Source organism: Streptomyces tubercidicus (assembly GCF_027497495.1).
Lineage (GTDB): Bacteria > Actinomycetota > Actinomycetes > Streptomycetales > Streptomycetaceae > Streptomyces > Streptomyces tubercidicus.
Window position 1 is genome coordinate 434,502 of record NZ_CP114205.1, and the last position, 14,173, is coordinate 448,674.

At 70.7% G+C, this 14,173-nt stretch carries 15 protein-coding genes; 11 read left to right on the forward strand and 4 right to left on the reverse strand.

The genetic code is table 11. From position 1 onward, the window contains the following. The first annotated feature begins 72 nt into the window (after window positions 1-72). Window positions 73-864, forward strand: coding sequence for a dethiobiotin synthase (bioD, locus tag STRTU_RS01945; RefSeq protein ID WP_269777324.1), 792 nt, complete (start codon window positions 73-75; stop codon window positions 862-864). A gap of 182 nt (window positions 865-1,046) precedes the next feature. Then, on the forward strand, window positions 1,047-1,718 hold the full coding sequence (locus STRTU_RS01950) for a class I SAM-dependent methyltransferase (RefSeq protein ID WP_159741921.1): 672 nt from the start codon (window positions 1,047-1,049) through the stop codon (window positions 1,716-1,718). Window positions 1,719-1,750: 32 nt separating this feature from the next. Here the strand turns inward: STRTU_RS01950 and STRTU_RS01955 are convergent, their stop codons facing one another. The 4 genes from STRTU_RS01955 to STRTU_RS01970 form a co-directional block, all read right to left on the reverse strand. Next, window positions 1,751-2,122, reverse strand: a complete 372-nt coding sequence (locus STRTU_RS01955; protein WP_159741922.1) for a fic family toxin-antitoxin system, toxin component — start codon at window positions 2,120-2,122, stop codon at window positions 1,751-1,753. Continuing rightward, window positions 2,119-2,391, reverse strand: coding sequence for a toxin-antitoxin system HicB family antitoxin (locus STRTU_RS01960; RefSeq protein ID WP_159741923.1), 273 nt, complete (start codon window positions 2,389-2,391; stop codon window positions 2,119-2,121). The genes STRTU_RS01955 and STRTU_RS01960 overlap by 4 nt, the downstream gene beginning before the upstream one ends. A gap of 126 nt (window positions 2,392-2,517) precedes the next feature. Beyond that, a complete protein-coding gene (locus STRTU_RS01965; protein WP_159741924.1) occupies window positions 2,518-3,147 on the reverse strand; it encodes a CAP domain-containing protein in 630 nt (209 codons plus the stop codon). 550 nt (window positions 3,148-3,697) lie between these two features. After that, window positions 3,698-4,720, reverse strand: a complete 1,023-nt coding sequence (locus STRTU_RS01970) for a cytosine permease (RefSeq protein WP_159741925.1) — start codon at window positions 4,718-4,720, stop codon at window positions 3,698-3,700. Window positions 4,721-5,388: 668 nt separating this feature from the next. Between STRTU_RS01970 and STRTU_RS01975 the strand changes: the two genes are divergently transcribed. The 9 genes from STRTU_RS01975 (at window position 5,389) to STRTU_RS02015 (ending at window position 14,173) form a co-directional block, all read left to right on the forward strand. Beyond that, the gene (locus STRTU_RS01975; RefSeq protein WP_159741926.1) at window positions 5,389-6,246 is read left to right on the forward strand and encodes a DUF6973 domain-containing protein; all 858 of its coding nucleotides are present in this window, start codon (window positions 5,389-5,391) and stop codon (window positions 6,244-6,246) included. Window positions 6,247-6,249: 3 nt separating this feature from the next. Then, window positions 6,250-6,729 carry a hypothetical protein gene (locus STRTU_RS01980; protein WP_159741927.1) on the forward strand — a complete coding sequence of 160 codons (480 nt, stop codon included), beginning with the start codon at window positions 6,250-6,252 and terminating at the stop codon, window positions 6,727-6,729. A gap of 168 nt (window positions 6,730-6,897) precedes the next feature. Next, entirely contained in the window at window positions 6,898-7,323 is a 426-nt protein-coding gene (locus STRTU_RS01985; protein ID WP_159741928.1) for a GNAT family N-acetyltransferase, read from the forward strand. 213 nt (window positions 7,324-7,536) lie between these two features. Beyond that, window positions 7,537-8,880, forward strand: a complete 1,344-nt coding sequence (locus tag STRTU_RS01990) for a hemolysin family protein (RefSeq protein ID WP_159741929.1) — start codon at window positions 7,537-7,539, stop codon at window positions 8,878-8,880. Continuing rightward, window positions 8,877-9,896 (forward strand): hemolysin family protein, encoded by a 1,020-nt coding sequence (locus STRTU_RS01995; RefSeq protein WP_159741930.1) that lies wholly within the window; start codon window positions 8,877-8,879, stop codon window positions 9,894-9,896. The genes STRTU_RS01990 and STRTU_RS01995 overlap by 4 nt, the downstream gene beginning before the upstream one ends. Window positions 9,897-10,165: 269 nt before the next feature. Further along, window positions 10,166-10,966, forward strand: coding sequence for an SGNH/GDSL hydrolase family protein (locus STRTU_RS02000; protein ID WP_159741931.1), 801 nt, complete (start codon window positions 10,166-10,168; stop codon window positions 10,964-10,966). 113 nt (window positions 10,967-11,079) lie between these two features. Next, complete coding sequence (purB, locus tag STRTU_RS02005; RefSeq protein ID WP_159746633.1) at window positions 11,080-12,513, forward strand: adenylosuccinate lyase; 1,434 nt, start codon at window positions 11,080-11,082, stop codon at window positions 12,511-12,513. A gap of 11 nt (window positions 12,514-12,524) precedes the next feature. Next, window positions 12,525-13,082 carry a G/U mismatch-specific DNA glycosylase gene (gene mug, locus STRTU_RS02010; protein WP_159741932.1) on the forward strand — a complete coding sequence of 186 codons (558 nt, stop codon included), beginning with the start codon at window positions 12,525-12,527 and terminating at the stop codon, window positions 13,080-13,082. A 212-nt stretch (window positions 13,083-13,294) separates the two neighbouring features. Next, a complete protein-coding gene (locus STRTU_RS02015) occupies window positions 13,295-14,173 on the forward strand; it encodes an alkaline phosphatase family protein (RefSeq protein WP_159746634.1) in 879 nt (292 codons plus the stop codon).

Consider the following 14,173-nt stretch of genomic DNA (forward strand, 5'->3'; position numbering starts at 1 on the left):
CGGCGGCGGCCGGTTGTCCGCGCCCCGCCGCCCCGTCCTTCGCCCACGTACCGGTGCCGGGCCCACGTACCGGTGCCGGGCCTGAGCCGGTGTGCACCGGGCAGGCAGCACCATTCCCCAGCAAGGCGCGCGGCACCGTCCGCGCAGAGTCGGAGGCACACCATGTCGGTGCTGTTCGTGACGGGCACGGGCACGGAGATCGGCAAGACCGTGACCACGGCCGCGATCGCCGCGGCGGCGCTCGCCCGGGGCCGTTCGGTGGCCGTGCTCAAACCGGCCCAGACCGGCGTCACGGCGCATGAGCCGGGTGATGTGGCGGAGGTCGAGCGGCTGGCCGGCCCGGTCACCGGCGTCGAACTCGCCCGCTACCCGGAGCCATTGGCACCCGCGACGGCCGCGCTGCGGGCCTGTCTGCCGCCGGTCGGTCCCCAGGACATCGCCGAGGCCACCGCCAAACTGGCCGCCTCACACGATCTGGTACTGGTCGAGGGCGCGGGCGGACTGCTGGTCCGCTTCGACGCGGACGGCCATACGCTCGCCGACGCCGCGCGGCTGGCCGAGGCCCCCGTCCTGGTGGTCGCCCAGGCGGGCCTGGGCACCCTCAACGCCACCGCGCTGACCGCGCTGGCGCTGCGCTCGTACGGGCTCGACTCCCCGGGTGTCGTCATCGGCAGCTGGCCGGCCGAGCCCGATCTCGCCTCCCGCTGCAATCTGGCGGACCTCCCGGACGCGGCGGGCGCCCCGCTCCTCGGCCTGGTCCCGGAGGGCTCCGGCGGACTCGCGCCGCAAGCCTTCCGCGCGACGGCCCCGGGCTGGCTGGCGTCGGCGCTCGGGGGCTCGGGGGCGTTCCGTATCCCGTCTTGATCCGTCGTGGTCCCGTCGGGGGTCCCCGCCTCACACCGGTACGGCCGACGGCGCACCGCCGCGCGGAGGGTCCGCCTCGTACGGATGTCCGGACCATGGACGGGGTGGCTCGCGGTGACTCCCTGCCCGCCCGGTGGGGAGACTGACTGCAGGAGCGGGCAGCGTCGGCGAAGGGGTCCGTCATGTGGCAGCGCAGAAGAGTTCCGCACGGCACGGTGCACCACCCGGTGTTCGCCCGTTTCTATGCGAGCTGCTGTGGTCCGGCCGCGGATGCGCGGGCGGGGGTGGCCGCGCTCCGGAAGGAGCTGCTGGCGGGTACCACGGGCCGGGTCATCGAGGTCGGCGCGGGCACCGGGCTGAACTTCGCGCACTATCCGGGAGCGGTCTCGGAGGTGGTGGCGATCGAGCCGGAGCCCACCCTGCGGGAGGTGGCCCGGTCGGCGGCGGCCCATGCGGAGGTGCCGGTGGATCTGGTGCCGGGTGTGGCGGAGGCGCTGCCGGTCAAGAGCGAGGCGTTCGACACCGCGGTGGCGTCGTTGGTGCTGTGTTCGGTGCGCGAGGTGCAGCGGGCCCTGCTGGAGCTGCGGCGGGTGCTGCGGCCGGGCGGTGAGCTGCGGTTCTTCGAGCACGGGCGGGCCGCGGGGCGGGGTCTGGCGGCGGTGCAGTGGTCGCTGGACCGGACGGTCTGGCCCCTGCTGATGGGCGGCTGTCACACCGGCCGGGACCCGCTGGGGGCGATCCGCACGGCCGGGTTCGAGGTGGTGCGGGTGCGCCGGCTGACGGTGCCGGAGCGCGGGCCGACGCTGCCGACCTCGCCTGCGGTGCTGGGCACGGCCCGGCGGCCGCTCGACTGAGCCGACCCACACGGCTCGCGCGGCGCCGGCCCTCAGACCGTCCAGGTGCGCAGCTCGTCCGCGATGGCCCGGACGTCGGCCGTGCCGTCCTTGACGAGACGGGCGAGGTCGCGGACCTGCTCGGGGGAGGTGGCGATCTTCAGTCCGCTGGCGACGAGGTAGCCATAGGCGACGGCGGTCGCGAACATCGCGTTCGCCCCCTCCAGCGCCGGCACCTGGAGCAGGAGTTGGAGCAGGGCGGCGGCACGGTCCTGAGGGTCCGTATAGACGGGCACGCCGAGTATCTCGGCTTCATGGCGGCTGACGGCGGCCACCAGGGCGCCCCAGTCGGTGACCTGGGGGTCTCCGGGGGTGTGCTGTTCGGCGATCAGGAGGAGCCAGGAGAGGTCGATGCGCAGTGTCACGTGGTGCCCGGCAGTCCTTCGTGGTCGGTGGTGCCCGGGGTGACCGGGTCGCTGCCTGGCGACAGTCCGAATTCCTCGGCGAAGACCCGCTCGTACTGCTTCATGAAGTCGGAGGCGGCCTCGACGAAGGTCTGGCCTACCTCGCCGGCGTCCTTGAGGACGAGTTCCTCGATATAGCGGTTCATGCTCACTCCCCGCTGCAGAGCGCGCTCTCGCGCCGCTTCGGCAGTGGCCTCGTCCACCCTGACGTTCAGCTGTGTCTTCGCCACCCCTCAAAGCTAGCGCGCCTCTGCTAGCAGCGGCAAGCGGCCAGGTCCGCGGGCATCGCTGGGGAGCGCCGCCCGCCCGGCTGCCCTGCTGTACGGCATCCGGGCGGGCGGGCCCCACGGCCCGGCTTACTTGTAGCCGAAGTCCTGGGTCCAGTAGGCGCGGTGCTTGCCGCCCAGGGCGACGCCTATGCCGGTGCCCTTGGAGTGGCAGGCGAGGATCTGGTCCCGGTGTTCCGGGCTGTGCATCCAGGCGTCGAACGCGCCCTGGGGAGTCGTCGGCCAGGCGTCGATATTCTCCCCCGAGGCGTCGTCGTACCCCTGCGCCTCCATCCGCTCCTTGGGTCCCTTGCCGTCGGTGGAGGTGTGCGAGTAATGGCTGTGGGCGGCCATGTCCTGGCTGTGCAGCCGGGCCGCCTTGTCCAGGCGCGGGTCGCGGTGCAGGGGGGCACAGCCGTGCTCGACGCGCGTCTTGTTGACCAGGCGGTGGATTTCCGCCTCGTAACGGTCGACCTTGCTGTTTCCCGCCTTGCTCGCCGTCGGCGCCGGGGAGGACGGCTGGTCGCTCGGCGTGGCACCGGGGGTGGCGGTGTGCGAGGCCCGGGGGAAGGCTTCGCCGGCCGTCGCATTGTCCTGGGAGTTGAACACGGCCAGCGATCCACCGAGGACGCCTGCCGCGGCCACGATGCCGATCGGAATCATCCGGGCCCTGCGCCGGTGCGCGCCGCGCGCCTCGCGCTTCACCGAAGAGAATTTCACGTTCAACTAAATCGTCTCCATGAGGGAATGCCGGAACGGAAAGCGGTGGACACATGGCAGGTGCCGCCCACTCCCCACAGGCTCGTCCGTGACCCGAACTGCCTTTCCGAGAGCAGGGGTCACCGTAACAAAACAATCCAGCCACGAAAGTCGGCCGAAGATGCACCATCGCGCTCCGGGCAGGGACGGAATGGTGCAACATGCCCGCTTTAAGCCGCCTTTGAAAGCCCGACAATTCCACTCCCCCATCCTCAGCCGCCCCGACGCGGCACCCAACTGCCCCTTTCAATAGGGAAGTTGACGATTCTCCGCACATCGGATCGGTCGAGTCGAGAGACGTTGGCCGACTCGCTCTCCGGAAACCCGTCGGCACAAAGGAACTTGCACCAAAGATCCGGTGGCGATTCGCAAAACCCCGGGGACATCCGTAGGATGCCGCATCGCTTTTCATGAGGGCCCAGAAAAAGGGAAATTCGGGCCAGGGACAGAATTTCTGTGCCTGGTGGTGGGGGAAGGGTCGGAAGCGGGAATCGGGGTGCGGCAGCCCTGCCTAACGGGTGTCCGCGAAGCCCCGTACGTCCTCGGGATACAGGGGCCGGAGCGGATCGAGAATGCGGGCGGCCTGCTCGCGCATACCGAGCACCGCTCCCGCCTCGCAGCGCCGCCGGGACCGCGCCCACAGGAAGTACTCGGTGCCGTTCATCGCGGCCCAGGACACCAGCACGGCAAGCACCACCAGGGCCGGACCGGCGAAGCGCGTCCCGAAGTCACCGGCCAGACCGAGGGCGAGGGCCGCACCGGCCACGAACGGCAGCAAGGGGCCCAGCCAGCGGCCGCCGTAGGTCACCGGGAAGGCGGCGGTGGTGCGGACAGTCCGGGGCAGGCGCGCGGGATCCGCGGCGTACGGGGCGACGGCCGGCTGCCACAGGGCGCTGAGGGCGACGGTCGCGAGCCAGCCGGGGAAGGTGAAACCGCCCCGGGTGAGGAAGTCCAGGGGCAGACCGCGGATCACGACGACCGCAAGGGCGGCCACGCTGCCGAGGCCGAGGATCACCGCCGCCGCCTTGGTCAGGACGGGGATCAGACGGTGGCGGTGACCGATCAGGCAGAGCAGCGCGGAGCCGGCAGCGGCGAGCAGGATGCCCACGCCGACCGGCAGGCCGGGCGCCAGGACGTGCAGCGACCGCCCGGCGAGCGCAAGGTGCGCGGCGAAGAACACGGCATACACGGCGGCCGCGACGGCCACACCCGGGAGCGCCCCCGGCGAGCCGAACCGTGCCCGGTGCCGGAGCATCCGCGGCACAGCGGGTCGCCAACCCGAGGCCCCGTGCGGCGCCGTGCACACCGCGCCGAGCAACTGCCCCACGAGCACCGCCAGTACGCCCGACCACAGCGGCTGATGGAGTACCTGTACCGCCATCGCGCCGGTGACCAGCGCCAACGGGGCGACAGGGGTGCCGAACCCGAGACTGCACAGCGCACGGGTGAAGCCGTGCCGGGTGTGCTCCGGCACCTCGTAGGCGATATGGGGTTCGACCGCGCCGGGCTGCGCGGCTGCGTGCCGATCGGTCACGGTGGCCTCCTCGGGGCTGGCCCGCGCGGGGTCGCGGGCTGGTGGGTGGCGGGACGGCCAACCGGCGGGCGGGCAGCGTGAAGCTGCCGGATGACCGGTGGGGCGGACGGCCGACGAGGGGGGCTGCACGGAGTCTCGGGTACCTGGGCAACCAGGTCAATGACCAAGATCCGTCCTCCCCCGGATCTCCATTTCGGTGGGGGACGTATGAGGTGGCCGCGTGGTTCTCCAGCGGCGGCGGTGTGCGCAGTAACGGACAAAAAAGGGCCGGGCGGTGGGGCCGGGCCGGTGGTGCCCACGGAGTGGAATCCGTTCGACACCCCGCTCCGCCCGGTGGTGGGATCGGGGCATGAGTGATCTTCAGGTGCGGCCCGGAGCCCCGGACGATCTCGATGCCGTGCTGGCCTTCTGGTGGCCCGGGACCCCGTCATCAGCCCCTGAAGTGCTCGCCACCCGGCGTAGGTCTTGGTGAGCAGCCCTTCAGCGAGTCGTCATCAGCCTTAGTGGCGTATCGAGTCGTGATCATGTCGTGTGCGTGAGATCCGCGATCCAGGTCACGGGGGCGCGACAATTCCATAGAGAATCACCCGGAACCCCGCAAGACGCCTCGTGCGTCCACCTCTTGGTGCAAGGAGATGAAGGGCACACGGAGCTTGAGGGGGAGCTGTATGGCTGAGTTACGTGACGGTGAGCGGGGTTACGCCGCTGATCCCGACGCGATCAAGAAGGCCGGCGGTGTTGCCCTCGAAATCCGGCGGGCCCTGCTGACCGCGGCGGAGCCGACTTGCTGCCGCAGCGGCCCCGTCCGGGGCAACTTGACAGAGGCGCACACCCAGATCCAGGACGCGCTGCGGATGGACGACAAGGCCGACGAACGGATCGCCTGGGACCTCAAGGACGACGGTGGCACGCGCCGGGACGCGTTCAACGACGTCGTGCACAGGGGGCGGCGCAAGAGCCCCAAGGAGATCCTCCGCGAGTACCAAGTCACCGACGACCCACGTGGAGTGACGGACTACTTCGGCGAGCAGATCACCCAGGGCGAGGAGAATCTGCTCAGCGACCTGAGTCTCGTGGAGAAGAGCGACTTCAAGGACATCAAGGAGCGCGCCTGGGAGGAGTGCCAGGCGCGCTTCCCCGAGGACGACAACGACGGTCACATGGATGCCTTCAGGCATGCGTACTGGAACGCGCTGATGACCCAGCGATTCGGCCCCGAGTGGGCCGAGCAGTACGGGACTGCGCACGAGCGCCTGCCGGGGAACCCGAAGGACCGGGAGGCCATGGACCTCTACAACAACGAGGTCGGACGCCGCATCGCCATGAACAACCCGACGGACACACCGGCCCAGTTGGCCGCAAAGATCCAGTCGGCGGTGCAGCTCGGCACGACCGTGGTGATGGACCGCGAAGGGAACCTCGTGGCCAGCGACAAGGTGGAGATCGGAGAACACGGACACACCAACAGGGTGAAGGGCGGCACCCACGAGGGCAGGGACCCGGGCGACCCGGGCCCGGGGAGCTAGGGCGTGGGCGCGGGCATGCGGGGCGTCCGCAAGTTGTGGCTGGTCACGGTGCCGGCACTGGCCCTGGCGCTGGTGGCCTCCTGGTATCTGTTCATCAGGGAGAGACCACTGTCCAGTACGACGGACAAGGCCCTCCAAGCGAAGCTGGACGCGGCGGTGCGGACACCGGAGGCGGTGCCACTGTCCGGCATGACCGGGTTCGGCTGGGACCGGGTGCAGGTATTCGCGTACGGGACAGACAGCGATGACATCTCCGAGGCGGTGGGTGACCCGGTCGAGTGGTCGGTCTCCGCGACGTCGTACGAAGGCCCTTCGCTCTGGGTGTTCAGCGAGAACGGCGAGTCGGTGCGCGCAGTGCAACTCGACGCGAACGTTCCGAAGGGCGGGACGAGTTGGCCGCGCGGGGTCAAGGTGTCCGGTGGCCCCGACGCGAACGTGGTGACGCTGGAGCTGTCTGCACGCGGCGGCGCCGGTCGGGCGTGATCCCTCGCACGAAAGGGTTTGCGTCGGCCGGGCCCTGAGAAGCCACTCCAGGGGATCACGGCCGGGCTTGTGGCGTGCGCGAACCCGGGACCAGGCCCACCACCCCTCTCGATTCCTCGGCACAGAATCCGTTCGCCAGACAGGCTGGCGCTCTGCTTGGCTCGCCCCATGAGTGATCTCCACATCCGCCACGCCACTCTCCCGGACATCGAAGCCGTGCTGCAGTTCTGGCGCGACGCCGCGGAAGGAACGAGCATCAGCGACGACCACGACGGAGTGGCCCGACTCATCACACGAGACCCCGAAGCCCTGCTCCTCGCCGAGCGCGACGGCGTCCTCACCGGAACCGTCATAGCCGGCTTCGACGGATGGCGATGCTCCGCCTACCGACTCGCCGTACACCCCGACCACCGTCGGCAAGGCATCGCCACCGCCCTGCTGGAAGCCGCAGAACAACGCTTCACCGCCCTCGGCGGGCGACGCGCCGACGCCATGGTCCTGGAAGCCAACGAGCAGGCCCACCACACGTGGGCCGCAGCTGGCTACCATCGCGAGAACCACTGGCGGCGCTGGGTCAAGCCGCTCGACGGCTGAGCGCGGTATTCGACGATCCTGCACGAGCCCGTCCCGGTCCGGGGCGGGCTCTTTACTCACCGGCAACTTTGCTGATCCTTTACCATGGTGTTCCCCCATTCAGTGAAAGGTGTGTGAGCGTCCAGCCATGGGCGAGCCTCCCAGTTGTCGATCATCCTCCCGACAGAGCGCGAACCTCCCGATCCTGTTCGATCATGGGACGGAGGTGACTCGATGACCGACCTGCTCCTTCTGGGTGTGGCGCTCCTCCTGACCCTGGCCTGTGGTGTCTTCGTCGCGGCGGAGTTCTCGCTGACGACCGTCGAGCGCAGCGACCTCGAACGCGCCGCCGAGCGCGGTGAGCGGGGCGCGGACAGCGCCCTGAAGGCGGTGCGCGGTCTCACCTTCCAGCTCTCCGGCGCCCAGCTGGGCATCACCGTCACCGGCCTGGTCATCGGCATGCTCTCCAAACCGGCCATCGCCACGCTGCTGGCGGGACCGCTGGATGCCATGAGCCTGCCCCGTTCGGTGGCGGATTCCCTGACCCTGGTCCTCGGTACGGCGATCTCCACGGTCGTCCTGATGGTCGTCGGCGAACTGGTCCCGAAGAACTGGGCCATCTCCCATCCGCTGAGCGTCGCGAGGAAGGTCGCCACCGCCCAGCGCGGTTTCAGCGCCGCCTTCCGGCCGCTGATCCGGCACCTCAACAACACCGCCAACCGCACGGTCCGCCGGATGGACCTGGAGCCCGCCGAGGAGCTGGCCTCGGCCCGCGGCCCGCAGGAGCTGGTGGCGCTGGCCCGGCACTCCGCCAAGGAGGGCGCGCTGGAGCCGGACACCGCCGAACTCTTCGTCCGCACCCTCAACCTCGCCGATCTGAACGCGGAGAACGTCATGACACCGCGGGTGCAGGTGATCGCGCTGGAGGTGCAGTCCACCGCGGAGGACGTGGCCAATGCGACCCGGGCGACCGGGCTGTCCCGCTTCCCCGTCTACCGCGGCAGCCTGGACAGTGTCGTCGGGGTGGCGCACATCAAGGACGTGCTGGCCATCCCGGCCGAGCGCCGCCCCCGCCATCCGGTCTCCGAGCTGGTCCGCGAGCCGCTGCTGGTCCCCGCGACACTGGCCGTCGACCGGCTGCTGGACCGGCTCTCCGGCAGGCGCACGATGGCCGTGGTCATCGACGAATACGGCGGTACGGCGGGCGTGGTGACGCTGGAGGACATCGTCGAGGAAGTGGTCGGCGAGGTCCGCGACGAACACGACCCGCTGGAGACCCCCGACCTGGCGCCGGCCGGCAGCGACGCGGAGGGCCGCAAGGTCTACCAGGCCGATGGCGCCGCGCGCACCGACCAGCTGGAGCGGATCGGCCTGCGGCTGCCGGACGGCCCGTACGAGACCCTCGCCGGTCTCATCGCCACCGAGCTCGGCCGGATACCGAAGGACGGCGACACCCTGGAGGTGGCCGGCTGGTCGATGGATGTCCTGGACGCCACCGGCCACCGCGCGGCGCGGGTGCTGCTGCACGCCCCGCTGCCGGGCAGCACCGACGAGCAGGAGAAGGAGGCCCGCCGATGACCGCGGTCCAGCTGTTCGTGGGTCTGCTGACGCTGGTCGTCAACGCCTTCTTCGTGGGCGCCGAGTTCGCCCTGATCTCGGTGCGCCGCAGCCAGATCGAGCCGTACGCCGAGCGCGGAGACCGCCGGGCGACCAGTGTGCTGTGGGGGTTGCAGCATGTCTCGGCGCTGCTCGCGGCGGCTCAGTTGGGCATCACGCTGTGCACCCTGGTGCTGGGCGCGGTCGCCGAGCCCGCCATCGCCCATCTGCTGGAACCGGTGTTCCATTCGGTGGGCATCTCGACTGCGCTGATCCACCCGATCTCGTTCGTGATCGCGCTGTCGCTGGCCACCTATCTGCACATGCTCTTCGGCGAGATGGTGCCGAAGAACGTCGCGCTGGCCGAGCCGGTACGCAGCGCCCTGGTGCTCGGCCCGCCGCTGATCGCCCTGACCCGGGCGCTGCGCCCGGCGATCTTCGCGATCAACGCGCTGGCCAACGGGCTGCTCAAGCTGATGCGGGTGGAGACCAAGGACGAGGTGGCCGCGACCTTCTCGGACGACCAGCTCGCGAAGATGGTCGAGGACTCCCGGGCGGCCGGGCTGCTCGACGAGCGGGCGCAGGAGCGGCTGCGCGACGCACTGGAGCTGGGCCGCCGCCCGGTCCGGGAGGTGCTGCTGCCGGTCGGGAAGGTCGTCTCCGCACAGATGGGGATCACCCCCGAGGGGCTGGAGCGGCTGGCCGCCGAGTCCGGCTTCTCGCGCTTCCCCGTGGTCGACGACACCCAGCGCATCCTGGGCTATCTGCATGTCAAGGACGCCCTGGACGCGAGCCCCCGCGCGGTGCCCTTCCCGGTCTCCGCGCTGCGCCCGATCGCCCGGGTGAAGGCCGCGACGCTGCTGGACGACGTACTGACGGCGATGCGCGGGTCCCGTACGCATCTGGCCGCGGTGATCGGTGACGACGGTCGGCTGGCCGGGCTGGTGACGATGGAGGACGTGCTCCGGGGGCTGGTGCTGCAACGCCCGGCGGCCTGAGGAGGAGGCGCCGAAGCACGACCGATAGGGGGAGCCCGGCATCTTGAGCCGGGCTCCCCCGTCGTCGAGCAGCATCTCGGTGATCACGCGGACCTGGCGGCGGTTGGCCTGCTGGTAGCTGATCATCGCCCGCGCATAGGCGACGATCGCCTCCCGAGGTCGCGGCGTACCCACGGGTCGAGATCAGGAGACCGTACACCGCAAGACATCACTGAACCCCGGGGACCGGGCATACCGCGCGGTACGGCGGGCGGTAGGATCACCGCGCCATGGAGATGAATGCCCGTTACACCAGTTTCGTCGCGGTCGGCGACAGCTTCACCGAAGGCATGTCGGACGGCCTGCCGGACGGCTCGTACCGCGGCTGGGCCGATCTGCTCGCCGCCCGGCTGGCGGCCGCGGCCCGGCCGTCGCCCGGGGCCCCCGAGGCCACCCCGGCGTTCCGCTACGCCAATCTCGCGGTCCGCGGCAAGCTCATCGGGCAGATCGCCGACGAGCAGTGCGGTCCGGCGGCCGCGATGGGCGCCGATCTGGTGACGCTGGTCGGCGGGCTCAATGACGTTCTGCGGCCCAAGTGCGATGTGGAGCAGGTCTGCGCCCGGTTCGAGGACGCGGCCGGGCAGCTGGCCAGGGGTGGTGGGCAGCTGGTGCTGATGCGCAGCCCGGGGCGTCAGGGGCCCGTACTGGAGCGCTTCCGACCGCGCATGGAGCAGCTGTTCACGCGGATCGACGAGGTGGCCGCCCGGCACGGCGCGCTGGTCGTGGACCTGTACGCGTCACGGGCGCTCTCCGACCCGCGGCTGTGGGCCGACGACCGGCTGCATCTGAACGCCGAGGGGCACCACCGGGTGGCGGAGGCCGTCTGGCAGGCGCTCGGACTGGCCGCCGCGTCGGACTGGGACGCGCCGCTGCCGGCCGCCGCCCCGCCGGGCTGGGGTGCACGGCGGGCCGCGGATCTGCGGTTCGCGCGGGAGCATCTGGTGCCGTGGGTGGGCCGGCGGCTCACCGGCCGGTCCTCGGGTGACGGACGTCCGGCCAAGCGCCCCGAGCTGCTGCCGTACGAGGGCTGACACCCGGAGTCGCCGGGACCCTGGCCCCCGCACCCTGGCCTGGAGGAACGTACAACCGGGACCGGGGCGCTGGCCTGCGCAATTCGCCAGTAGACTCTGACCACGTGACTGCTGTGTCTGCGAAGCCTCGCATCCCCAATGTCCTGGCCGGCCGCTACGCCTCCGCGGAGCTGGCCGTGCTGTGGTCCCCCGAATACAAGGTCAAGCTGGAGCGGAAGCTGTGGCTTGCCGTGCTGCGTGCACAGAAGGACCTGGGGGTGGAGGTCCCCGAGCAGGCGCTGGCCGACTACGAGCGGGTGCTGGACACCGTCGACCTGGCCTCCATCGCCGAGCGCGAGAAGGTCACCCGGCACGACGTCAAGGCCCGCATCGAGGAGTTCAACGCCCTGGCCGGCCATGAGCAGGTCCACAAGGGCATGACCTCCCGCGACCTGACGGAGAACGTCGAGCAGCTGCAGGTGCGGCTGTCGCTGGAGCTGATGCGGGACCGTACGGTCGCCGTGCTGGCGCGTCTGGGCTCGCTGGCCGCCCAGCACGCCGAGCTGGTCATGGCGGGCCGCTCGCACAATGTCGCCGCGCAGACCACAACCCTCGGCAAGCGTTTCGCGACCGCCGCGGACGAGCTGCTGGTGGCGTTCGCCCGGCTGGAGGAGCTGCTCTCCCGCTACCCGCTGCGCGGCATCAAGGGCCCGGTCGGCACCGCCCAGGACATGCTGGACCTGCTGGGTGGGGACGCCGCCAAGCTCGCCGACCTGGAGCAGCGGATCGCCGGGCACCTCGGCTTCGGCCAGGCGTTCACCTCCGTCGGCCAGGTCTACCCGCGGTCGCTGGACTACGAAGTGGTGACCTCGCTGGTGCAGCTGGCCGCCGCCCCGTCCTCGCTGGCCAAGACCATCCGGCTGATGGCCGGGCACGAGCTGGTCACCGAGGGCTTCAAGCCCGGCCAGGTCGGCTCCTCGGCGATGCCGCACAAGATGAACACCCGCTCCTGCGAGCGCGTCAACGGCCTGATGGTGATCCTGCGCGGCTATGCCTCGATGGCCGGTGAGCTCTCCGGCGACCAGTGGAACGAGGGCGATGTGTCCTGCTCCGTGGTGCGCCGGGTCGCCCTGCCGGACTCCTTCTTCGCGCTGGACGGTCTGCTGGAGACGTTCCTGACCGTGCTCGACGAGTTCGGCGCGTTCCCCGCCGTCATCGCCCGCGAGCTGGACCGCTATCTGCCCTTCCTCGCCACGACGAAGGTGCTGATGGGCGCCGTCCGCGCCGGTGTGGGCCGCGAGGAGGCGCACGAGGCGATCAAGGAGAACGCGGTCGCCTCGGCGCTGGCCATGCGGGAGCAGGGCGCGGAGCGCAACGAGCTGCTGGACAAGCTCGCCGCCGATGCGCGGATCCCGCTGGACAAGGCGGAGTTGGACGCCCTGATGGCGGACAAGCTCTCCTTCACCGGCGCGGCGGCCGACCAGGTGGCGGCCGTCGTCGCCCGGATCGAGGAGATCGCCAAGCAGCACCCGGAGGCCGCGGCATACACCCCCGGCTCGATCCTCTGACGCGAGGAGCCGTGCGCTTCACCCCCGAAGAGCTCGAAGCCGCTCGCGGCCGCCTCGTCCCGGACGTGGCCGCGAGCGGCCTTCGCGTGCTCTTCTGCGGTATCAACCCCGGGCTGATGACGGCGGCCACCGGCCACCACTTCGCCCGGCCCGGCAACAGGTTCTGGCCGGTCCTGCACGCGGCCGGCTTCACGCCGCGTCAATTCCGCCCCGCCGAGCAGGAAGAGCTGCTCGCCCATGGCCTCGGCATCACCAATGTGGTGGCGCGGGCGACGGCCAAGGCCGATGAGCTGACCGCGCAGGAGTACCGCGAGGGCGGCCGGCTGCTGGCCGAGAAGGTGGCGCGGCTGCGGCCCCGCTGGCTCGCCGTCGCCGGTGTCACGGCGTATCGCGTGGCCTTCGACGACAAGAAGGCCGCGATCGGGCCGCAGCAGCGCACGCTGGGCAATACCCGCGTCTGGGCCCTGCCCAACCCCAGTGGTCTGAACGCCCATTGGACGGTGGCGACCATGGCGGAGGAGTACGGACGGCTGCGCGCGGCGGCGTTCGCGGAGGGTGACGGGGAATAGGGCGGACGGTGGGTTGGGCTACGGCTCAGCGTCTGGGGCGGGCGGATAAAGCCGTCCACCGTTCGGCCGGCCGTCATTTCGAAGGCATGTACATGCCTATCTGACGGCTCTACTCTGACGCCGCCCGCGCACGCCCCCACTCCCGTACGGAGACCACCGTGCCTGCCACGCCCGCGTCGTCCCCCACCGCCGTGCCGCCCTCCTCCCACCGCATCCGCCGCTCCCGCCGCCGCAACGTCACCGCACTCGCCGGGGCGTTCGCCCTGGCCACCGCCGGTCTCGGCATCTGGGCGGGGAACGGCTTCGGCGCCGAGGCCGCCGCGGCCGCCGTGCCCACCCCCGACCATGTCGTCGTGGTGGTCTTCGAGAACCACGCCTACGACCAGGTGATGGGCGCCTCCGGCGCGCCGTACATCAACTCCCTTGCCTCCGGTGGCGCCAGTCTGACCGCCTCCTACGCCGAAACCCACCCCAGCCAGCCCAACTACTACGCCCTTTTCTCCGGCGACACCCAGGGCGTCACCGACGACAGCTGCGTCGACCCGGGATTCAGCGACGCCCCCAACCTCGCCTCCGAGCTGACCGCGGCCGGCAAGTCCTGGGCCAGCTACAACGAGTCGCTGCCCGCCGAGGGCTCGACCACCTGCAAGAGCGGCAAGTACGCCCAGAAGCACAACCCGTGGTTCGGCTTCAGCAATGTCCCCACCGGGTCGGCACACACCGTGGACGCCTTCCCCAGCGACTTCTCGAAGCTGCCCACCGTCTCGTTCGTCGTACCGAACCTGTGCAGCGATATGCACGACTGCTCGGTGTCCACGGGCGACAGCTGGCTGAAGGACCACCTCAAGAGCTACGCCGACTGGGCCAAGACCCACAACAGTCTGCTGCTGCTCACCTTCGACGAGGACAACCGGCTCAGCGGCAACCGCATCCCGACCGTGCTGTACGGCGAGCCCGTGCGGGCCGGTGCCACTTCGGACACCACCTACAACCACTACGACGTGCTGCGCACCCTTGAGGACATGTACGGCACCTCGCACGCGGGCCAGGCCGCCGACGCCAAGGACATCAGCGGTATCTGGGCCGGCTGA

Bases quoted from the DNA above. Each gene is read 5' to 3' on its own strand.
- STRTU_RS01950 (WP_159741921.1), top strand. From the start codon at position 1,047: ATGTGGCAGCGCAGAAGAGTTCCGCACGGCACGGTGCACCACCCGGTG.
- STRTU_RS01975 (WP_159741926.1), top strand. From the start codon at position 5,389: ATGGCTGAGTTACGTGACGGTGAGCGGGGTTACGCCGCTGATCCCGAC.
- STRTU_RS01985 (WP_159741928.1), top strand. From the start codon at position 6,898: ATGAGTGATCTCCACATCCGCCACGCCACTCTCCCGGACATCGAAGCC.
- STRTU_RS01990 (WP_159741929.1), top strand. From the start codon at position 7,537: ATGACCGACCTGCTCCTTCTGGGTGTGGCGCTCCTCCTGACCCTGGCC.
- STRTU_RS01995 (WP_159741930.1), top strand. From the start codon at position 8,877: ATGACCGCGGTCCAGCTGTTCGTGGGTCTGCTGACGCTGGTCGTCAAC.
- STRTU_RS02000 (WP_159741931.1), top strand. From the start codon at position 10,166: ATGGAGATGAATGCCCGTTACACCAGTTTCGTCGCGGTCGGCGACAGC.